The organism is Allokutzneria sp. NRRL B-24872, assembly GCF_002155965.1.
In the GTDB taxonomy this organism is placed as follows: Bacteria; Actinomycetota; Actinomycetes; order Mycobacteriales; family Pseudonocardiaceae; genus Allokutzneria.
Genome location: NZ_MUMH01000166.1, coordinates 1 through 18,769, shown reverse-complemented (window position 1 = coordinate 18,769; position 18,769 = coordinate 1). Strand labels below are relative to the sequence as shown.

At 70.5% G+C, this 18,769-nt stretch carries 21 protein-coding genes; 13 read left to right on the top strand and 8 right to left on the bottom strand.

Annotated features, from left to right (window positions below):
- The first annotated feature begins 62 nt into the window (after positions 1-62).
- Positions 63-746 carry a ribosome hibernation-promoting factor, HPF/YfiA family gene (gene hpf, locus CCN37_RS32815; RefSeq protein ID WP_086828438.1) on the top strand — a complete coding sequence of 228 codons (684 nt, stop codon included), beginning with the start codon at positions 63-65 and terminating at the stop codon, positions 744-746.
- A 208-nt stretch (positions 747-954) separates the two neighbouring features.
- Positions 955-3,804 carry a preprotein translocase subunit SecA gene (secA, locus tag CCN37_RS32810; protein WP_086828436.1) on the top strand — a complete coding sequence of 950 codons (2,850 nt, stop codon included), beginning with the start codon at positions 955-957 and terminating at the stop codon, positions 3,802-3,804.
- A gap of 144 nt (positions 3,805-3,948) precedes the next feature.
- Here secA and CCN37_RS32805 read toward each other — a convergent pair whose 3' ends face one another.
- Positions 3,949-4,404, bottom strand: a complete 456-nt coding sequence (locus CCN37_RS32805; protein WP_143261914.1) for an Rv3235 family protein — start codon at positions 4,402-4,404, stop codon at positions 3,949-3,951.
- 159 nt (positions 4,405-4,563) lie between these two features.
- On the opposite strand from CCN37_RS32805, the gene CCN37_RS32800 reads away from it, so the two are divergent.
- Positions 4,564-4,977: an HAD-IA family hydrolase gene (locus CCN37_RS32800; RefSeq protein WP_086828432.1), complete on the top strand. Its 414-nt coding sequence runs from the start codon at positions 4,564-4,566 to the stop codon at positions 4,975-4,977.
- Here CCN37_RS32800 and CCN37_RS32795 read toward each other — a convergent pair.
- Positions 4,974-5,597: a hypothetical protein gene (locus tag CCN37_RS32795; RefSeq protein WP_086828430.1), complete on the bottom strand. Its 624-nt coding sequence runs from the start codon at positions 5,595-5,597 to the stop codon at positions 4,974-4,976. The two genes, CCN37_RS32800 and CCN37_RS32795, sit on opposite strands and share 4 nt — an antisense overlap.
- Before the next feature lie 26 nt (positions 5,598-5,623).
- Positions 5,624-6,376 carry an RNA methyltransferase gene (locus CCN37_RS32790; protein ID WP_246843449.1) on the bottom strand — a complete coding sequence of 251 codons (753 nt, stop codon included), beginning with the start codon at positions 6,374-6,376 and terminating at the stop codon, positions 5,624-5,626.
- 82 nt (positions 6,377-6,458) lie between these two features.
- Between CCN37_RS32790 and CCN37_RS32785 the strand changes: the two genes are divergently transcribed.
- From CCN37_RS32785 to CCN37_RS32770, 4 genes are all read left to right on the top strand, one after another.
- Complete coding sequence (locus tag CCN37_RS32785; protein WP_086828426.1) at positions 6,459-7,841, top strand: wax ester/triacylglycerol synthase family O-acyltransferase; 1,383 nt, start codon at positions 6,459-6,461, stop codon at positions 7,839-7,841.
- Positions 7,838-8,341, top strand: coding sequence for a hypothetical protein (locus tag CCN37_RS32780; protein ID WP_086828424.1), 504 nt, complete (start codon positions 7,838-7,840; stop codon positions 8,339-8,341). The genes CCN37_RS32785 and CCN37_RS32780 overlap by 4 nt, the downstream gene beginning before the upstream one ends.
- Positions 8,342-8,402: 61 nt before the next feature.
- Positions 8,403-10,031 carry an L-glutamate gamma-semialdehyde dehydrogenase gene (gene pruA, locus CCN37_RS32775; protein ID WP_086828422.1) on the top strand — a complete coding sequence of 543 codons (1,629 nt, stop codon included), beginning with the start codon at positions 8,403-8,405 and terminating at the stop codon, positions 10,029-10,031.
- Between the two features lie 23 nt (positions 10,032-10,054).
- Complete coding sequence (locus CCN37_RS32770) at positions 10,055-10,492, top strand: hypothetical protein (protein ID WP_086828420.1); 438 nt, start codon at positions 10,055-10,057, stop codon at positions 10,490-10,492.
- Here the strand turns inward: CCN37_RS32770 and CCN37_RS32765 are convergent.
- The 3 genes from CCN37_RS32765 to aroA all read right to left on the bottom strand — a co-directional run bounded on the left by CCN37_RS32765 (position 10,489) and on the right by aroA (position 13,824).
- Complete coding sequence (locus CCN37_RS32765; RefSeq protein WP_086828418.1) at positions 10,489-11,382, bottom strand: hypothetical protein; 894 nt, start codon at positions 11,380-11,382, stop codon at positions 10,489-10,491. The two genes, CCN37_RS32770 and CCN37_RS32765, sit on opposite strands and share 4 nt — an antisense overlap.
- Positions 11,383-11,450: 68 nt before the next feature.
- On the bottom strand, positions 11,451-12,470 hold the full coding sequence (gene rsgA / locus CCN37_RS32760) for a ribosome small subunit-dependent GTPase A (protein WP_086828416.1): 1,020 nt from the start codon (positions 12,468-12,470) through the stop codon (positions 11,451-11,453).
- Between the two features lie 70 nt (positions 12,471-12,540).
- Entirely contained in the window at positions 12,541-13,824 is a 1,284-nt protein-coding gene (gene aroA / locus CCN37_RS32755) for a 3-phosphoshikimate 1-carboxyvinyltransferase (protein ID WP_086828414.1), read from the bottom strand.
- A 69-nt stretch (positions 13,825-13,893) separates the two neighbouring features.
- Between aroA and CCN37_RS32750 the strand changes: the two genes are divergently transcribed.
- Entirely contained in the window at positions 13,894-14,655 is a 762-nt protein-coding gene (locus CCN37_RS32750; RefSeq protein ID WP_086828459.1) for an SOS response-associated peptidase, read from the top strand.
- The gene (locus CCN37_RS32745; RefSeq protein WP_086828412.1) at positions 14,652-15,263 is read left to right on the top strand and encodes an alpha/beta family hydrolase; all 612 of its coding nucleotides are present in this window, start codon (positions 14,652-14,654) and stop codon (positions 15,261-15,263) included. Before CCN37_RS32750 ends, CCN37_RS32745 begins: the two co-directional genes overlap by 4 nt.
- On the opposite strand, the gene ybaK is transcribed toward CCN37_RS32745, so the two are convergent.
- Complete coding sequence (gene ybaK, locus CCN37_RS32740) at positions 15,260-15,742, bottom strand: Cys-tRNA(Pro) deacylase (protein WP_086828410.1); 483 nt, start codon at positions 15,740-15,742, stop codon at positions 15,260-15,262. The two genes, CCN37_RS32745 and ybaK, sit on opposite strands and share 4 nt — an antisense overlap.
- A gap of 68 nt (positions 15,743-15,810) precedes the next feature.
- Between ybaK and CCN37_RS32735 the strand changes: the two genes are divergently transcribed.
- The gene (locus CCN37_RS32735) at positions 15,811-16,587 is read left to right on the top strand and encodes a sigma-70 family RNA polymerase sigma factor (RefSeq protein ID WP_246843448.1); all 777 of its coding nucleotides are present in this window, start codon (positions 15,811-15,813) and stop codon (positions 16,585-16,587) included.
- Positions 16,584-16,916: a mycothiol system anti-sigma-R factor gene (gene rsrA, locus CCN37_RS32730; protein WP_086828407.1), complete on the top strand. Its 333-nt coding sequence runs from the start codon at positions 16,584-16,586 to the stop codon at positions 16,914-16,916. The genes CCN37_RS32735 and rsrA overlap by 4 nt, the downstream gene beginning before the upstream one ends.
- Positions 16,917-16,980: 64 nt before the next feature.
- Here rsrA and CCN37_RS42465 read toward each other — a convergent pair whose 3' ends face one another.
- The gene (locus tag CCN37_RS42465; RefSeq protein WP_143261917.1) at positions 16,981-17,055 is read right to left on the bottom strand and encodes a 50S ribosomal protein bL37; all 75 of its coding nucleotides are present in this window, start codon (positions 17,053-17,055) and stop codon (positions 16,981-16,983) included.
- A 147-nt stretch (positions 17,056-17,202) separates the two neighbouring features.
- On the opposite strand from CCN37_RS42465, the gene CCN37_RS32725 reads away from it, so the two are divergent.
- Together CCN37_RS32725 and CCN37_RS32720 are read left to right on the top strand one after the other, a co-directional pair.
- Positions 17,203-17,415 carry a biotin/lipoyl-binding carrier protein gene (locus tag CCN37_RS32725; protein WP_086828404.1) on the top strand — a complete coding sequence of 71 codons (213 nt, stop codon included), beginning with the start codon at positions 17,203-17,205 and terminating at the stop codon, positions 17,413-17,415.
- 183 nt (positions 17,416-17,598) lie between these two features.
- A partial coding sequence (locus tag CCN37_RS32720) for a sensor histidine kinase (protein WP_086828402.1) occupies positions 17,599-18,769 on the top strand: 1,171 nt, incomplete at its 3' end.

Below are 18,769 nucleotides of genomic sequence, written 5' to 3'. Positions count from 1 at the left end.
GCAAGGCGCCACAGCGATACCTTTGCTGATACACCGCGCATGACGCGATGGGAGGTCCGTGTATGGACATCGTCGTTAAGGGCCGCAATGTCGAGGTGCCCGATCACTACCGAGTGCACGTCGCCGACAAGCTGGCCCGGTTGGAGCGCTACGACCGCAAGGTCGTCCGCTTCGATGTCGAGCTTTTTCACGAGCCTAACCGCAGGCAGATGAAGAACTGCCAGCGGGTCGAGATCACCGGCAAGGGGCGAGGCCCCGTCATCCGCGCCGAAGCGTGCGCCGGTGACTTCTACGCGGCGCTCGACGTCGCGGTCAACAAGCTGGAAGCCAGGCTCCGCAGGGCGCACGACCGCCGTCGGGTGCACCGAGGCCGGCACGCTCCGACGTCCGTCGCGCAGGCCACCGCCGCCAGCGCCGCCCAGCTGCTCAACGACTACGACACCTCGTCCATGCAGGCCCAGCGCGGCCGCACCGCAGTGCTCGAGACCACCTCCTACGCCGCGGAACCCCAGCTCGCCGAAGTCCCCGCTCAGCAGCGGTGGGACGACGGGCTCGAGGAGAACCTCCCCGGCCGGGTCGTGCGGGAGAAGGAGCACCCCGCCAAGCCCATGACCGTCGACCAGGCCCTCTACGAGATGGAGCTCGTCGGCCACGACTTCTACCTCTTCCACTGCGCCGACTCCGGACGACCGACGGTCGTGTACCGGCGCAAGGGCTTCGACTACGGAGTCATCAGGCTCGCCTAGTTCGGACCGGGTGAACGGCCGGCGGCCCTCGTGCGACCCAAGCGCACGGGGGCCGCCGGCCGTATTTCGTCCGTTTCTCGCCCCTTCGCCGTCGCTTCCGCTCTTCAAGGGGTCATCTCTTCGCGGTAGCGGGCCCGGCGCCTCTACGATGGGTGGCTGAAGGCGTCCATGTCGGGCGCAACCGATCAGGTAGTGAGGTCGACCCCGCATGGTCCTGTCGCGACTGCTCCGCACCGGCGAGAACAAGATCGTCAAGCGTCTGCGTGCCATTGCGACGCACGTGAACTCCATCGAGGACGACTACGTCGATCTCTCCGACGGCGAGCTGCGCGCCAAGACGGAGGAGTTCCGCAAGCGCTACGCGGACGGCGAGGACCTCGACGACCTGCTGCCCGAGGCCTTCGCCGTGGTCCGCGAGGCGGCCAAGCGCGTGCTCGGCCAGCGCCACTACGACGTGCAGCTGATGGGCGGCGCCGCGCTGCACCTCGGCCAGATCGCGGAGATGAAGACCGGTGAGGGCAAGACCCTGACCTGCGTGCTCCCGTGCTACCTCAACGCCCTCACCGGCGAGGGCGTGCACGTGGTCACCGTCAACGACTACCTGGTCAAGCGCGACGCCGACGAGATGGGCCAGGTCCACCGCTTCCTCGGCCTCAACGTCGGCGTGATCCTGTCGTCGATGACGCCGGAGGAGCGCCGCGAGGCCTACAACGCCGACATCACCTACGGCACGAACAACGAGATGGGCTTCGACTACCTGCGCGACAACATGGCGTGGAGCCTGGACGAGTGCGTGCAGCGCGGCCACAACTTCGCCGTTGTCGACGAGGTGGACTCGATCCTCATCGACGAGGCGCGCACCCCGCTGATCATCTCCGGCCCGGCCGACCAGTCCTCGCGCTGGTACCAGGAGTTCGCGCGGCTGTCGCCGATGCTGAAGAAGGACGTCCACTACGAGGTCGACGAGCGCAAGCGCACCGTCGGCGTCACCGAGGAGGGCGTCGCGCTGGTCGAGGACCAGCTCGGCATCGAGAACCTCTACGAGGCGGCCAACACCCCGCTCGTCGGCTACTTGAACAACGCCATCAAGGCCAAGGAGTTGTTCAAGAAGGACAAGGACTACATCGTCCGCCAGGGCGAGGTCATGATCGTCGACGAGTTCACCGGCCGCGTGCTGGCCGGGCGCCGCTACAACGAGGGCATGCACCAGGCGATCGAGGCCAAGGAAGGCGTGGAGATCAAGGCCGAGAACCAGACGCTGGCCACGATCACGCTGCAGAACTACTTCCGGCTCTACAAGCGCCTGTCCGGGATGACCGGTACCGCCGAGACCGAGGCCGCCGAGCTGCACCAGATCTACAAGCTGGGCGTGGTGCCGATCCCGACCAACCGGCCGATGGTCCGCAAGGACCACGCCGACCTGATCTACAAGTCCGAGCAGGCCAAGTTCGAGGCCGTCGCCGACGACATCGCCGAGCGGCACGAGCACGGCCAGCCGGTGCTGATCGGCACCACCAGCGTCGAGCGCTCCGAGTACCTGTCGAAGCTGCTGGTCAAGCGCGGCATCCCGCACGAGGTGCTCAACGCCAAGCATCACGAGCGCGAGGCGCTGATCATCGCGATGGCCGGCCGCAAGGGCGGCGTCACCGTCGCCACCAACATGGCCGGTCGCGGTACCGACATCAAGCTCGGCGGCAACCCGGAGTTCCTCGCCGAGGAGGAGATGCGCAAGCGCGAGCCCGAGCTGGCCAGGCGCGAGGCGCAGCTGCGCAAGCACTTCATGCAGAACCAGCCGCGCGGGGTCACCGAGGCCGGTGCCGACTGGGAGGCCGCCCGCGCCAAGCTGCACTCCGACTTCCACGACGAGGTGCTGGCCGAGGTCAAGGCCGGTATCGCCGCGGAGGCCGAGGAGGTCCGCGACGCCGGCGGCCTGTACGTGCTGGGCACCGAGCGGCACGAGTCCCGCCGCATCGACAACCAGCTGCGCGGTCGCTCCGGCCGGCAGGGCGACCCGGGCGAGTCGCGGTTCTACCTCTCCCTCGGCGACGAGCTGATGCGCCGCTTCAACGCCGCCATGGTCGAGGCCGTGATGACCCGCCTGCGGGTGCCGGACGACGTGCCGATCGAGCACAAGATGGTCACCCGCGCGATCCGCAGCGCCCAGACCCAGGTCGAGCAGCAGAACTTCGAGATCCGCAAGAACGTCCTCAAGTACGACGAGGTGATGAACCTCCAGCGCAAGGTGATCTACGCCGAGCGCCGTCGCGTGCTGGAGGGCGAGGACCTGCGCGAACAGGTCGAGCACATGATCCGCGACGTGGTCACCGCCTACGTGCAGGGCGCGACCTCCGACGGCTACGCCGAGGACTGGGACCTCGAGCAGCTGTGGACCGCGCTCAAGACGCTCTACCCGGTCGGCCTCAACTGGAAGACCGTCATCGAGGAGACCGACGACCTCACACCGGAGCGCCTGCTGGAGCTGCTGCTCGACGACGGCCAGGCCGCCTACGGCAAGCGCGAGGCCGAGATCGACGGACTCGCCGGTGAGGGCGCCATGCGCGAGCTGGAGCGCCGCGTCGTGCTGTCGGTGCTGGACCGCAAGTGGCGCGAGCACCTCTACGAGATGGACTACCTCAAGGAGGGCATCGGCCTGCGCGCGATGGCCCAGCGCGACCCGCTGATCGAGTACCAGCGGGAGGGCTTCGACATGTTCAACGCCATGCTCGACGCCCTCAAGGAGGAGTCGGTCGGCTTCCTGTTCAACCTCCAGGTGGAGGTGCCGGACCAGCCGGAGCAGGCCGCCGCGCCCGCTCCGACCCCGGACATGGAGGCCACCACCGTCATCCCGCGCATCGAGGAGGAGATCCCGCCTGCGCTGCGCGGCAAGGGCCTTGACGGTCAGTCGCCGCAGAACCTGATGTTCTCCGGCCCGTCCGAGGACGGCGGCGTCTCCAGCCACGGCGACGCCGGCGACGCCGACGGCGACGGTGCCACCCGCCGCGAGCGCCGCGCCGCCGAGCGCGCCGCCAAGAAGGAGAAGAAGCGCCCCCGCCGCTGACCCTCCACGCACTCCCGCTCCACCCCGACGACGCCCGCCTCCACCCGGAAGGCGGGCGTCGTTTTTCCCGTTTCGTACTCCAGGCGGGAAAGAGAGCGCTCCCAATTCCCCGCTATGAGTACGAAACGGGAAGGCCGGGCTGGGTCAGAGGATGGCGAAGACGGTGCAGAGCCAGCCGCGGTCGGTGCGCTCGATGCGCGCGGTGACGGCGCGGACGCGCGGGCCCGCGGTGATGGTGCCGCTGGCCTCGATGACGCCTTCCGCGGGCTCGCAGACGTGGACCGTGCGCAGGCGGTGGGTGTGGCCGGGCCGGGAGTCGCGGAGGTCGGCGGCGAGGCGGCGGTGCACCGACTCGGCCAGCCTGGTGTGCAGGAGCTGACGCAGCGGCCGACGACCGTCGAGCGCTTCCAGGACCATCGAGATGAGGTGTCCCGCCGCCGTGCGGGTGCGCTGACTCCGCGCGCGGACCGGGTCGAGGCCCTGGACCTGACGTCGCCCCAGGTTGAACCGCAGCATGAGCTGGTCCAACGGCTCAGGCGGCTCAGGCGGCACGGGTGGTTCTTCGACGTCCGGCTCGGACAGGTACGCGGGCAATCGCATGACGACGGCCATCTCTTCCCCCAGGTTCTGTGTCCCCACAGCGAAAGAGGGCTGGGCTGGCCGATCCGGTCAGTTCTCGCCGCAACGGGTGACGCGCGAGCCGAAGGGCGGGCGCGCGGAAACCCCTTGTGCGCAACCGGAATGTTCTAGGGTCCGAGGATGGAACTGGCTGTTCTTGTCGTGGACTACGGCGGCGTGCTCACCGACTGGGGGCCGGAGCCCGGAGACGAGCCGCCGCTGCTCGACGTGCTCCGCCAGGCACGGCGGCACGGCCTGCGCACCGCGCTGCTGTCCAATGCGGACGGCCCCGGCCCGGCACCGGACAGCGCGTTCGGCTCGCTGTTCGACGTGATGGTGCTCTCCGGCGAGGTCGGCATCGCCAAGCCCGATGAGCGGATCTACCGGCTCGTCGCGGACCGCCTCGGCGTCGAGACCGAGCGCTGCGTGTTCGTCGACGACCTCGCGGGCAACGTGCGCGGGGCGGCCGCGGCGGGGATGGTCGGCGTCCACCACACCTCGGTCGCGGCCACGATCACCGAGCTCGAAGCGCTCTTCGACGTGCGGCTGGCCTAGGCGGGGGCCTTGGCGACCACGGCCTTGCCCGCCTCGACCCAGCGGGCCTCGTCGGGGGTGCCCTCGCCGACGTGGATCTCCAGCAGGTACTTCTCGGTGGCCACGTAGATGTCCCCGCCGGCGGCGCCGAGCGCGGCGGGCACGGTCACCGCGCCGAGGCCGATGTCGGTGATCAGCTTGCTGCCGGGGGTGTTCTTGTTGGCCCGCTGCACGAGCTCGGTGGGGTGCTGGCCGGTCGTGCCGTAGACGTTGATCCAGTTCTTCGGCAGCCCGGTCGCCTCGGTCGCGTAGAAGCAGCTGCGCTTCTGGCCCTCGGGCCCCATGTCCAGCTGGGTGTTCTGCCCGGGCGAGACGGGTTGGCCGACCAGCGTGCTGAACTCGGCGGTGGTGAGCAGGCACTCGTCCTCGACCACGCCGGTGATCAACGGCGCGCCGGAGGTGGTGGTCGGCACGGGGTCGATCTCGACATCGGTGGTCGGGGGCTTGGTGAGCGCCACGGAGGGCGCCGACTGCTCCGGGGTGGCGGGAGGCGCGCCGTCAGCGCCTTTCGTGCACCCGGTCAGCAGGAACGCGGCCACCGCCAGGGCGGCGGTGACCCAGCCACGGCGGTCTGCTCGCACGAGATCCAAATTAGTGCACGGGCGCGTCAACGGCCTCTGCGCACCAGCTCGAAGCACAGCACCGCGGCGGCGCTGGCCACGTTGAGCGATTCCACGCCGCCCGCCATCGGGATGGACACCCAGCTCGTGACGTGCTCGCGGACCTCGGGGGAGACGCCGTCGGTCTCCCCACCGAGCACGAACGCCGCGCGGCCAGGGATCTTCGCGTCGAACAGCGTCGTGCGGCTCGTGCCGTCCATCCCGATCACGGTGTAGCCCGCCGAGCGCAGGTCGTGCGCTGCCTCGCCCGCGGTGGCGCAGCGCAGCATCGGCGCGTGGAAGGCCACTCCGGCGGAGGACTTCACCACGAGCGGGTCGATGCTCGCGACCCCGCGCCTGGGCACGACGATCCCGCCGATCCCGGCAGCCGTCGCGGTGCGCAGGATCATCCCGACGTTGGCCGGCGTGGTGATCCCGTCCAGCACGAGCACGGAGGACGGCAGCTTGCGCCCGGACAGCGCGGCGTCCAGCGTGCGCATCTTCGGCGCCACCACGTCGGCGAGCACGCCCTGGTCGTGGCGGCCGTTGCCGGCGAGCACCTTCACGCGGTGCGGGGTCGCGCGCTGCACCTGCACACCGCGGCGGCGCGCGGCGTCGAGGATCTCGTGCGCCGCGGCGCCCCGCGCGTTGTCGGCGAGGATCACCTTGTCCACGGCGAGCTGGTCGTCAGCGAGCGCCTCCAGCACCGGCTTGCGGCCGTACACGGTGACGAATCGGTCCTTCGGTGACACCTGCTCCACGTGGTCAGCATCCCATGCCGCATAAGTGACTCGTTCCCCGCGACGGCTCGTCGTGGCGCCGCGCTGTGTCAGGATCGACCGCATGCCCGATCGCCTCTCCGCACTCGATGCCTCGTTCCTCTACCTGGAGGACCCGATGACGCCGATGCACCTGGGAGGCGTGTCGATCTTCCGGAAGCCGCGGGGCGGGTTCGACTACGACCGGCTGCTCGGGCTGATCGAGGAGCGGCTGCCGCTGGTGCCGCGCTACCGGCAGAAGGTCATGCAGGTCCCGGCGCGGCTCGCGCGCCCGGTGTGGGTGGACGACCCGGACTTCGACCTGACCTACCACGTGCGCCGCTCCGCGCTCCCCAAGCCGGGCAGCGAGGAACAGCTCAACGAGCTCGTCGCGCGGTTGATGTCGCGGCAGCTGGACCACACGCGCCCGCTGTGGGAGGCGTACCTCGTCGAGGGCCTCGCGCGCGGGCGCGTCGCCGTGGTCACCAAGACGCACAACGCGATGGTCGACGGCATCGCGGCGCCGGACATCACTCAGGTCATCCTGGACGTCACCGCAACGCCCAGGAAGACCCCTGAAGAGCTCTGGATGCCCCATCCGCAGCCCAGTGGCGCCCAGTTGGTGCTGGAGGCCGTGGCGGAGGTCGTGCAGCGCCCAGGGGAGCTCCTGGAGAACGTGCACGCTGCCGCGCTCGACGCCGCCGCGACGGTTCGCAAGGTCACCGATGCCGTAGGCGGTCTCGCGTCCGCCGTGACGACTGCCGCGCGCCCAGCGCCTTCGGGGCCGTTGAACGTGCGGATCTCCACGCAGCGCCGTTACGCCGTGGCGCGCACGCGGCTTGAGGAGTACCGCGCGGTCCGGCGCAAGCACGGTGGCACCGTCAACGACGGCGTGCTCACCGTCATCTCCGGAGCACTGCGCAACTGGCTGCTTTCCAGGGGCGAAGCCGTCACGTCCTCCACGACGATCCGCGCGATGGTGCCGGTTTCAGTGCTCGGTACGGACACCGGCAACAGCGTGTCCTCGTACCTGGTCGACCTGCCCGTGGGGGAGCCGAACCCCGTAGTGCGCCTGCACCACGTCAGTCACGCCATGCGCGCGCACTCGGAGTCGGGGCAGTCCGTGGCCGCGGAGGCGCTTGTGCGGCTCTCGGGCTTCGCGCCACCCACACTGCACGCACTCGGCGCACGGGCCGCCAGCTCGTTCTCCAAGCGCATCTTCAACCTCGTCGTGACCAACGTTCCGGGGCCGCAGGTGCCGTTGTACGCGGCAGGGGCCAAAATGATGGAAATGTTCCCGGTAGTCCCGTTGGCCATGAACCAGGCGTTGTCGATCGGTGTCACCTCTTACGACGGCGGCGTATATTTCGGGCTCAACGCTGATCGCGACGCGATGTCAGATGCGGACGTCCTTGCCGGAATGGTTGAAGAGTCCTTGGAAGAACTAGTAGGAGCGGTGTCGGTGTGAGGGTCTACATCCCGGTCACGGTGCCGATGTTGCAGCGTTTCGTGAAGGACAGCGAGCTCCAGCCGCTCGGTGGCACGGCGTTCGCGCTGACCCCGATGCTGCGTGAGTCCTACGCCACGGGCGACACCGAAGAGCTGGAGTACGCGGCCATGTCCGAGGCCGCGCGCGCCTCGCTGCGGCTCATCGCCGCCGAGCAGGCCGACGACGCGGGCGCCCCCGTGCGCCGCGCGGTCGTGTCCGCCGATGTCGAGGACGCGAAGCTGCGCCCGGACCTCGACGACGCGGTGGTGAAGCTGTCGGGCCCCGTGCCGATGAGCGCCGTCGCCGCAGTGCACGTGGACCTGCCCGACGCGGAGAACGCCGTGCGCGCCGCGGCTGCCGTGATCGACGCGGCCGACATGGGAGACCCGGACGCGGAGTTCACTCTCGGCGACGCGGAGGACCACGAGCTGGCTTGGTACGCGGTTCAGGAGCTGCCCTTCCTGCTGGAGCTGATGTAACCGCCGAGCGGTGACAGGATGGGCCGGGTAAGTCGATCCGAGAGGGAGGCGAACCCGACCCATGGACGCCGTCACGTCCGTTCCGCGCCCGGTGAACGAGCCGATCCGCTCCTACGCGCCGGGAACCGCCGAGCGCGAGTCGTTGCAGCGCAGGATCTCCGAGCTCGAAGGCGAACAGCACGAGCTCACCATGACCATCGGCGGCAAGCAGCGCATGGCCGGTGGTGACCGGATCAGCGTGGTGCAGCCGCACGACCACGCGCACGTGCTCGGGGTGACCGCGCAGGCCACCGCGCCCGATGTCGCCGACGCCGTCACGGCGGCGAAGCGGGCCGCACCCGGCTGGCGCGAGCTGCCCTTCGACCAGCGCGCCGCCGTGCTGCTGCGCGCGGCCGACCTGCTCGCCGGGCCGTGGCGGGACACGCTGAACGCGGCGACGATCCTGGGCCAGTCCAAGTCGGCGCAGCAGGCCGAGATCGACGCCGCCTGCGAGCTGATCGACTTCCTCCGGTTCAACGTGTCCTTCGCACGGCAGCTGCTGGAGGAGCAGCCGATCTCCAGCCCGGGCGTGTGGAACCGCTTTGACCACCGGCCGCTGGACGGCTTCGTCGTGGCGATCACGCCGTTCAACTTCACCGCCATCGCGGGGAACCTGCCGTTGGCGCCCGCGCTGATGGGCAACACGGTGGTGTGGAAGCCCTCGCCGACCCAGCAGCTCGCCGCGCACCTGACGATGCGCCTGCTGGAGGCCGCTGGCCTGCCGCCCGGCGTGATCAACATGGTCACCGGTGACGGCGCGGCGGTGAGCGAGGTCGCGCTGGCCGATCCCGGTTGCGCTGGCCTGCACTTCACCGGCTCGACCGCGACCTTCAAGAAGCTCTGGCGCTCGATGGCCGACAACCTGGACGTCTACCGCTCCTACCCGCGCATCGTCGGCGAGACCGGCGGCAAGGACTTCGTCGTCGCGCACCCCTCCGCCGATCCCACCGCCGTCGCGGTCGGCCTCGTGCGCGGAGCCTTCGAGTACCAGGGCCAGAAGTGCTCGGCCGCCTCGCGCGCGTACCTGCCGCGTTCCTTGTGGGACAACGGACTTCGCGAGCAGCTGGCCGATCTGACCGGCAGCGTCACCTACGGCGACGTCACCGACTTCTCGTTCTTCGGCGGCGCGGTGATCGACTCGCGGGCCTTCGCGAAGAACAAGGGCGCGCAGCTCATGGCGAGCGCGTCCTCCTCCATCGACGTGCTCGCGGGTGGCACCGCGGACGACTCGGTCGGCTACTTCGTGCAGCCCACCGTGCTCGTCGGCTCCGACCCGACGCACGAGGTGTTCACGACGGAGTTCTTCGGGCCGATCCTCGCCGTGCACGTCTACGAGGACTCGGAGTTCGAGAAGGTCCTGGAGATCGTCGACACCACAACGCCTTACGCGCTGACCGGCGCGGTGTTCGCGACCGACCGCGCTGCCGTCGAGCAGGCGCAGAAGTCGCTCCGCTTCGCCGCGGGCAACTTCTACGTCAACGACAAGCCGACCGGAGCCGTCGTCGGCCAGCAGCCCTTCGGCGGCAGCCGCGCGTCGGGCACCAACGACAAGGCGGGCTCGGTCTTCAACCTGTTGCGGTGGACCAGTCCCCGCTCCGTGAAAGAGACGTTGGTGCCGCCGGTGGACCACACCTACCCGCACATGGGCTGAATCTGTTTCCACCGTGTGGAAGCGTGTCCCAGGTGGACAACACCTGGGACACGCTCGTCGAGCTTCGTTCCGCCGACGAGCGCGTGCCGCGCGTGGCGGCGGCGGTCCGGACGAGCCTGCTCGACTTCCTCGGTGACGCGGAGTCCGCGATCCCGCGCGATTTCGTTGTCACCGTTGAGGATGGCGACAGCCCGGAGATGCTGATGGTCTTCCTCAGACGGGGCGGTTTCGTCGCCGGGGTCGGTGTCTTCGGCACGGGCAACAGGGCCGAGACCTTCGTCGCGGTCGCGGACAGGCTCCAGGACGCGTTCACCGAAGAGTTCCGCGTGGCGACGCCGCGCTGCCCCGGCCACCCGCACCCGCTCAGCGCGATGGTCATCGGCGCGGAGGCGATGTGGTTGTGCCCCAAGGACGACAACCACTTCGCCTGCCGCGTCGGCGAGTACGCGCGTTCGGGCTAGCGCGGCGGCTGCGGGAGCTGGATCGGCGGGGCGATCTCGCTCTCGGCGGGAGCCTTGATGTCCACCGGCTCACCCCAGTTCGAGTACTTCACGCTGATGCCGTTCGCGCTGTCCGCACCGGGCATCAGCTGACTGAAGTCGATCTGCTTCGGCAGGTCCTGGCCGTCGATCCAGAAGTCGTAGCTCATGGTGGTCATGCCGGACTTGAGCAGGATGTCCAGGCCGAGCTTCTGCAGCGGGTCGGTGGTCCGCTCCGCCAGCTTCTTCATGTCCACGTCGATCTTGTGCTTCGTCGCGGGAGCGCCGTCCAGCGTGCCGGGCGTGGAGTTGGCGAGCGTGCCGGCGTCGCCGAACTTCTTGATCGCGATCTGCGGGTCAGCGGAGTCGCGCATCTGCTGGACCAGGCCACCCATGAGCTTCGACATGATGTCGGTGCCCTTGGGGTCGATCTTCAGCCACTTCTTGCCGGGCGGCACCGAGCCGTCCTTGGGCGCCTCGACGTACATGGCCCCGCCGACGAGCAGCATCTTGGTGTCCGACGGCGGCTGACCGTCCTCGCCAGGGGTCTTCGAGGTCATCGACAGCGAGACCTCGTTGCCGTCGAAGCGGATCAGGCCGTTGCCGCCGACGTCGGCCGCCTTCGGACCGCTGCCGACCACGGTGACCTTGGCCGTCTTCTTCGCCTTCATCGCGACGGCTGACTTCTCCATCAGCGCGGCGATCGGCCCGGACGGCGCGGCTCCACCGCCACCACCCGCCGCGCTCGTGGGGGCGCCTGCCTGGCCGGGGTTCTGCGCAGGGACTGCCTCGCCCGGCTGAGCCGAGCCGCATGCGGTGAGCACGCCGACGAGCGCGAGGCCGGTCAGCGTGGCGATGGTCGTGCGACGCACGGTGCTACCCCCTGGGAGCGAGTGGTGAGGTGCCGCTACGACGGCCCCTGCCGATGTCCGGTTCCGCCCTAGTCGGGCGCGACGTCCTCCACGCCCGCTCGGGAACCGAGCAACCGGCGAAGGGACTCCAGCCGACCGGATGGTGCCACACCTTCGGCCACCACCTGGTCCAGAGCGCAGTCCGGGTCCTCGGGATCGCCTCGGTGGCCGCAGTTGACCTGGCACTCCTCCGCGGCCGCCGCGAACTCCGGGAACGCGAGCACCAGGTCGTCGGGCGTGATGTGGGCGAGCCCGAACGAGCGCACGCCCGGGGTGTCGACCACCCAGCCGTCGCCCTCCGGCAGCGGGAGCGCGAGCGCGGTGACCGACACGTGCCGCCCCTTGCCCACTCCGGACACGGCGCCGGTGCGCCGGTTCGCGTCCGGGACGAGCTTGTTGACCAGGGTCGACTTGCCGACGCCGGAGTGCCCGATGAACGCGGACACCCGCCCGGTGATCCGCTCGCGCAGCTCGGCCGGGTCCTGGTCGCGCCGCGTCACCACCACCGGCAGGTCCAGGTCGGCGTAGGCGGCCAGCAGTTCCTTCGGGTCGGCGAGGTCGGACTTCGTCAAGCACAGCAACGGGTCCAGGTGCCCCGCGTAGGCCGCGACGAGGCAGCGGTCGATGAAACCGGTGCGCGGTTCGGGGTCGGCGAGCGCGGTGACGATCACCAGCTGATCGGCGTTGGCCACCACGAGCCGCTCGAACGGGTCGGTGTCGTCGGCGGTGCGCCGCAGCACGCTCCTGCGCTCGGTCACCCGCACGATCCGTGCGAGGGTGTCGGTCTTGCCGGAGGTGTCGCCGACCAGGTCCACCCAGTCGCCGACCACCACGGGCGTGCGGCCCATCTCGCGGGCGCGCATCGCGGTCACCTCGCGGCCCGGGTCACCGCCGAGCGCGCAGGTCCACCGGCCCCGGTCCACGGTGAGCACCATGGCCGCCTCGGCGTCGGTGTGGCTGGGACGCAGCTTGCTGCGCGGACGGGTGCCCTTGCCCGGCCGGACGCGGACGTCCGACTCGTCCAGGTTGCGCCAACCCCGGCGACTCACAGAACCGCCTCGCAAGCTCGGCGGCCCGCGAGTCGGGACGCTGTGTTCAACGGTTCGCTCGCGAGCTCGCTCACAGAACCGCCTCCACGGCCACCCCGTCCAGCATTGTCCGCCACATCCCAGGGAAGTCCGGGATGGTCTTGGAGGTGGTGCCGATGTCGTCGACCTCCACGCCCGCCACGCGGAGCCCGACGATCGCGCCCGCGGTGGCCATGCGGTGGTCGGCGTAAGCGCCCCACACCCCGCCGTGCAGCGGGCGCGGGCGGATGACCAGGCCGTCCTCGGTCTCCTCCGCGTCCCCGCCGAGCCGGTTGATCTCGGCCGTCAGCGCGGCGAGCCGGTCGGTCTCGTGCCCTCGGATGTGCGCGATGCCCCGCAACCGTGTCGTGCCCTCGGCGAGCGCGGCGATGGCGGCGACGGTGGGGCTCAGCTCGGAGGCGTGCCGCAGGTCCATGTCGATCCCGGCCAGCACATCGGGGCCGCGAACGGTCAGCCCGCGCTCGTCGAGCACCACCTCGCAGCCCATGAGCTGGAGGATCTCGCGGATCGCGTCGCCGGGCTGAGTGGTGCGCGTCGGCCACCCGGGCACGGTGACCTGGCCACCGGTGACCGCGGCAGCGGCGAGGAACGGCGTCGCGTTGGACAGGTCGGGCTCGATGTCCCAGTCCCGCGCGTTGATCACGCCGGGCCGCACCCGCCAGGTGTTCGGCTCGTCGTCCTCGACCTCGACGCCGTGCGCGCGCAGCATCTCGACGGTCATCTCGATGTGCGGCAGCGACGGGACGGGCTTGCCGTCGTGCAGGACAGTGACGCCGTTGTCGTAGCGCGCGCCGGAGAGCAGCAGACCGGAGACGAACTGCGACGAGTGCGAAGCGTCGATCACCACCTGACCGCCGGTGAGATGACCGCTGCCCTGCACGGTGAACGGCAGCGCGTCGCCGTCGATGTCCGCGCCGAGCGCCCGCAGCGCTCCGAGGATCGTGCCCATCGGGCGCTCCCGGGCGTGCGGGTCGCCGTCGAAGCGCACAGTGCCCTTGGCCAGCACCGCGGCTGGCGGCACGAAGCGCATGACGGTGCCCGCTAGGCCGCAGTCCAGCTCGGCGGGGCCGACCAGCGGTGCGGGGGTGACCAGCCACGAGCCGTCCGGCCCGTCCTCCACGCCGACGCCGAGCGAGCGCAGCGCTCCGACCATCAGCGCGCTGTCCCGGCTGCGCAGCGGGGCCCGCAGCACCGACGGCCCGTCCGCCAGCGCCGCGAGCACGAGCGCGCGGTTGGTGATCGACTTGGAGCCGGGCAGCGGTACTTCCGCGAGCACGGGGGAGTCGGTGCGGGGGGCCAGCCAGTGCGACGTCATGTGTCGATGATCCCCCAACCCGCACCGCGCCCCTCGCCCGGACCGGGCTGACATGCCACGATGGGTCTCGTGTGCGGCAGATTCGCCACCACCCGGGACCCGGATTCGCTCGCCGCCGAGTTCGACGCGGTGGACGGCACCGAAGGTCTCGCGGGTGGCGCTGACTACAACGTGGCCCCGACCAAGCACGTCCCGGCGATCGTGACGCGGCATCCGCGCGACGCCGAGGGCGAGCCCGACCCCGACTCCGTGGTCCGCAGCGTCCGGATGATGCGCTGGGGCCTGGTGCCGATGTGGGCGAAGGACCTCTCCGTCGGCTCGCGCATGATCAACGCGCGCGTCGAGTCGGCGGCGGAGAAACCCGCCTTCCGCAAGGCGTTCGCGCGCCGACGCTGCCTGATCCCGGCCGACGGCTGGTACGAGTGGCAGGTCGACGGCGACCGCAAGCAGCCCTTCTTCATGACCCCGGAGGACGGCTCCGTGCTGGCCATCGCGGGCGTTTGGGAGACCTGGCGGTCCCCGAAGTCCTCGGCCGACGAGCTCCCCGTGGTCACCTTCGCGGTGCTGACGAGGGACTCATTCGGCCAGCTCGCCGAGGTGCACGACCGGATGCCGGTCATGCTGCCCCAGCACGCGTGGGCGGCCTGGCTCGATCCCGACTCGGCCGATCCCTCCGAACTCGTCGCTGAGCCCGATGAGGCCCTGTACGCGGGCCTCGAACTGCGCCCGGTGGCGACGAAGGTCAACAGCGTCCGCAACAACGGCCCGGAGCTGCTGGACCGCTTCGTCCAGGAAGAGCCCGCCGAACAATCCCTCTTCGAGCTGCCATGACCACCTTGGAGATCGACACCCCGTTCGGCCCGGCGCGGGCGGAGCTGCACTGCGCCCCCGAAGCCCGCGCGGCGCTGCTGCTCGGTCACGGCGCGGGTGGCGGCATCGGTGCCCCTGACCTGGTCGCGGTGACGCGCGCGGCCACCGAGGCGGGTCTGGACGTCGCCCTGATCGAGCAGCCTTACCGCGTGGCCGGGCGCCGAGCCCCGGCTCCGGCGAAGCAGCTCGACGCGGCCTGGCTGGCGGTGGCCGAGCACCTGGGTTCCTCGTGGTGCGAGGACCTCCCGCTGGTGTTCGGCGGCCGGTCCTCGGGCGCGCGCGTTGCCTGCCGCACCGCCGCCGAGGGCCAAGCCGTCGCGGTCCTGTGCCTGGCATTCCCCGTGCACCCGCCCGGCAAGCCGGAGAAGTCGCGGATGGCCGAGCTGGCCGGGCTCGAAGCCCCGGTGCTCGTCGTGCAGGGCGAGCGCGACCCCTTCGGCATGCCGCCCTCCGCCCACCACCGCGAAGTCGTCGTTGTGCCCGGCGACCACTCCCTCAAGGCCGATGTGCCCCTCGTCGCCCGAACCGCAGGCGAATGGCTCGCCCGCGTCCTGCGCCCCCTCGACTAGCCCGCAGCAGCGATGGGGGCCACGACGGCGGAGGTGAGCCGGAGCAGGTCGGCGGGTGCCAGCTCGACTTCGAGACCGCGGCGGCCCGCGCTGCAGAAGACCGTGTCGAAGGTCTCGGCGGAGGCGTCCACGACGACCGGCAGGCGCTTCTTCTGGCCCAGCGGAGAGATCCCGCCCGCCACGTAGCCCGTCGCCCGCTCCGCGTCCGGGACCGGCGCCATCTTCGCCTTCTTGCCGCCGACGGCCGCCGCCAGCGCCTTCAGGTCGAGCTGCGCGGTCACCGGGACCACGCCGACGGTGAGCTTGCCGTCGACCTCGGCCACCAGGGTCTTGAACACCCGCCCGGGCTCCAGGCCCAGCGCCTCGGCGGCTTCGAGACCGTAGGAGGCGTGCCTCGGGTCGTGGTCGTAGGAGTGCAGCTCGTGCCGCACCTTCTGCTTGTCCAGCAACGCCGTCGCCGGAGTGCCCCGTCCCGCCATGATCGAACCTTAGAACCAGGAATGCGCGGGCCCCGAACGGCGTTTGTCCCCACGTGGGAACCGAGCTGATGAGCGATCCAGGCAAGCGCTGCCCGTCGCGGCCGCCGAGGGACGCGCGGACCGGCCGCAACGCCGCCCGCCGCGTATCCTCGGGGCCGACGCACGCGTCACCGGCGGTGGGACAGCTCCCGCCGGAGTGGTTGGAAGGGAGCCAGGTGCCCGACACCTCGCCCGAGGTCGGACAGGTCGCTGAGGAGTCCGCCGAGCAGCGCGCCGCGCGCTTCGAGCGGGACGCGATGCCGCTGCTGGACCAGTTGTACTCGGCCGCGCTGCGGATGACCCGCAACCCGGCCGACGCCGAGGACCTGGTGCAGGAGACCTACCTCAAGGCCTACGGCGCGTTCGCGTCGTTCAAGGACGGCACCAACCTCAAGGCGTGGCTCTACCGCATCCTGACCAACACCTACATCAACGGCTACCGGCGCAAGCAGCGCCAGCCGGTGCAGCAGCCGACCGAGGAGATCCAGGACTGGCAGCTGGCCCAGGCCGAGAGCCACACCTCGTCGGGTCTGCGCTCGGCCGAGGTCGAGGCGTTGGACCGGCTGCCGGACAGCGACGTCAAGGACGCCCTTCAGCGACTTCCGGAGGAGTTCCGGATCGCGGTGTACCTCGCCGACGTCGAGGGATTCGCTTACAAGGAGATCGCGGACATCATGGGTACGCCGATCGGGACCGTGATGTCCCGGTTGCACCGCGGACGGCGCCAACTGCGCGAGATGCTGACCGGTGTGGCCGAGGAGCGTGGTCTGCTGCGCGGTCGCCAGCGCGAGGTGACGGGGTCATGAAGGACTGCGGCGACCACGAGACCGACTGCTCCGAGGTGTTGTCCGAGGTCTGGCTCTACCTGGACCAGGAGTGCGACAAGACCCGGCGCGAGCTGCTGCACCGGCACCTCAACGAGTGCAACCCGTGCCTGGAGAGCTACGGCATCGAGGAGCACATCAAGGCGCTGCTGGCCCGCAAGTGCGGTGGCGAGCACGCCCCGGACACGCTCAAGGACCGGCTGCGGGCCTGCATCCGGGAGCAGGCCGAGGTGATCGTCCAGCACGGCGCCGAGGGCACCACGGTGGAGATCCGGCACCGGAAGGTGGAGATCACCGAAGCCGAGCAGTAGCCGGGGGCAGGACGCGAAAAGGCCCCGCGACCGTGTGGTCGGCGGGGCCTTCGCATGCCCGATGTCAGGCGTTGGGGCGCTTACCGTGGTTCGCGCCACCCTTCTTACGGTCGCGCTTCTTGCGTCCCCGCTTCGACATTGCGTCACCTCATTTTGCTGATGAACGGCCGCGACCGGCGGCCGTAGCCCTACACCGCCAAGTTTGACACGTCTGAAACGGCGCCCCCCGCCTGGCCTCGGTCGTGATTGGATTGCACCGGTTCATCAGCGTCAAGGAGGACATGAGATGGCCGAGGAGATCCGCGCCGAGATGGTGGCCAACGTCTGGAAGGTGGTCGTCGCGAGCGGCGACACCGTCGAGGACGGCGACACCTTGGTGATCTTGGAGTCCATGAAGATGGAGATCCCGGTCGTGGCGGAGGCGGACGGCGTGGTGACCGTCAAGGTGGCCGAGGGCGACGTCGTCCAGGAAGGCGACCTGGTCGCCGTCATCGCCTAGTCCCCGCCCGGTCGGTCGCGGGGTTTGCCCGTCTTCACGCACGCCCAACCCCTCCTCCCGGAGGTCTTCAACCACGGCAAACCCGCGCGGCGCGGCGGGTTCGGGGTCTTCAGGACCGGCGAACCCCGGCGGCGGAGGTGGCGAAGAGCCCCCGTGCCGTCCGGTCGCGGGTGACAATGGGGTGTGTCCACCCTCAGTGAACTCCTCGCCGAGCACACGCGGCTTCCCGGTACCGCGGTCGACCACCTCCAGCTCGTCGTGGCGGAGTGGCAGCTGCTGTCCGACCTCTCCTTCGCCGACTTCCTGATGTGGGTCCCCGCCGAGAACACAGAAAACACAGAGAACACGGAGAACGCGGGGAACACCGAGACCACCGACGACGCCGAAGCCGCCGCCGAGCCCGCGGGAGCACCTGAAGAGCGCTTCCTGTGCGTGGCCCAGGCCCGGCCGACGACCGCCCCGACGGCGCACCCCGAGGACATGGTGGGCACCGTGGTCACCGCCGCGGAGCACCCGCAGCTGCGCAGGGCCATGTCGGAGGGCCGGATCTGCCGCGAAGAGGACCCGCGCTGGCACCTCGGAGTGCCGGTGCGCCGCGAGACCATCCCGGTGCTCATCGACCGCAAGTGCGTCGCGGTGCTGAGCCGGGACATCAACCTGGCCGTTCCCCGCGTGCCGAGCCCGTTGGAGATCGCCTACCTGGGTAGCGCCGCCGACCTGTGCCAGATGATCGCCGACGGCACCTTCCCCGCGCCCGAGCCGACCCCCGGCGCGCACACCAGCCCCCGCGTCGGTGACGGCTTCATCCGGCTCGACCCGGCGGGCGCGGTCGTCTTCGCCAGCCCCAACGCGCTGTCGGCCTACCACCGCATGGGGCACGCCTCGGACCTCGTCGGCGTGCACCTGGCCCCGCTGACCAGGTCGTTGATCTCCGACCCGTTCGACGCGACCGAGGTCGTGCAGCGGGTCCGCGCGGCGCTCGACGGCAAGCCGAGCATGCGCGTGGAGGCCGAGGCGCGCGGCGCGATGGTGCTCTTCCGCGCGCTGCCGCTGCGCCCGCGCGGCCAGTCCGCCGGGGCGCTCGTGCTGGTCCGCGACATCACCGAGGTTCGCAGGCGGGACCGCGCGCTGATGTCCAAGGACGCGACCATCCGGGAAATCCACCACCGCGTGAAGAACAACCTCCAGACCGTCGCGGCGCTGCTGCGCCTGCAAGCGCGCAGGACCGGCAACGAGGAGGCCCGCCAGGTCCTGGAGGAGTCGGTGCGCCGGGTGACCTCGATCGCGCTGGTGCACGAGACGCTGTCCACGTCGGCCGACGAGCGGGTCAGCCTCGACGACGTCGTCGACCAGG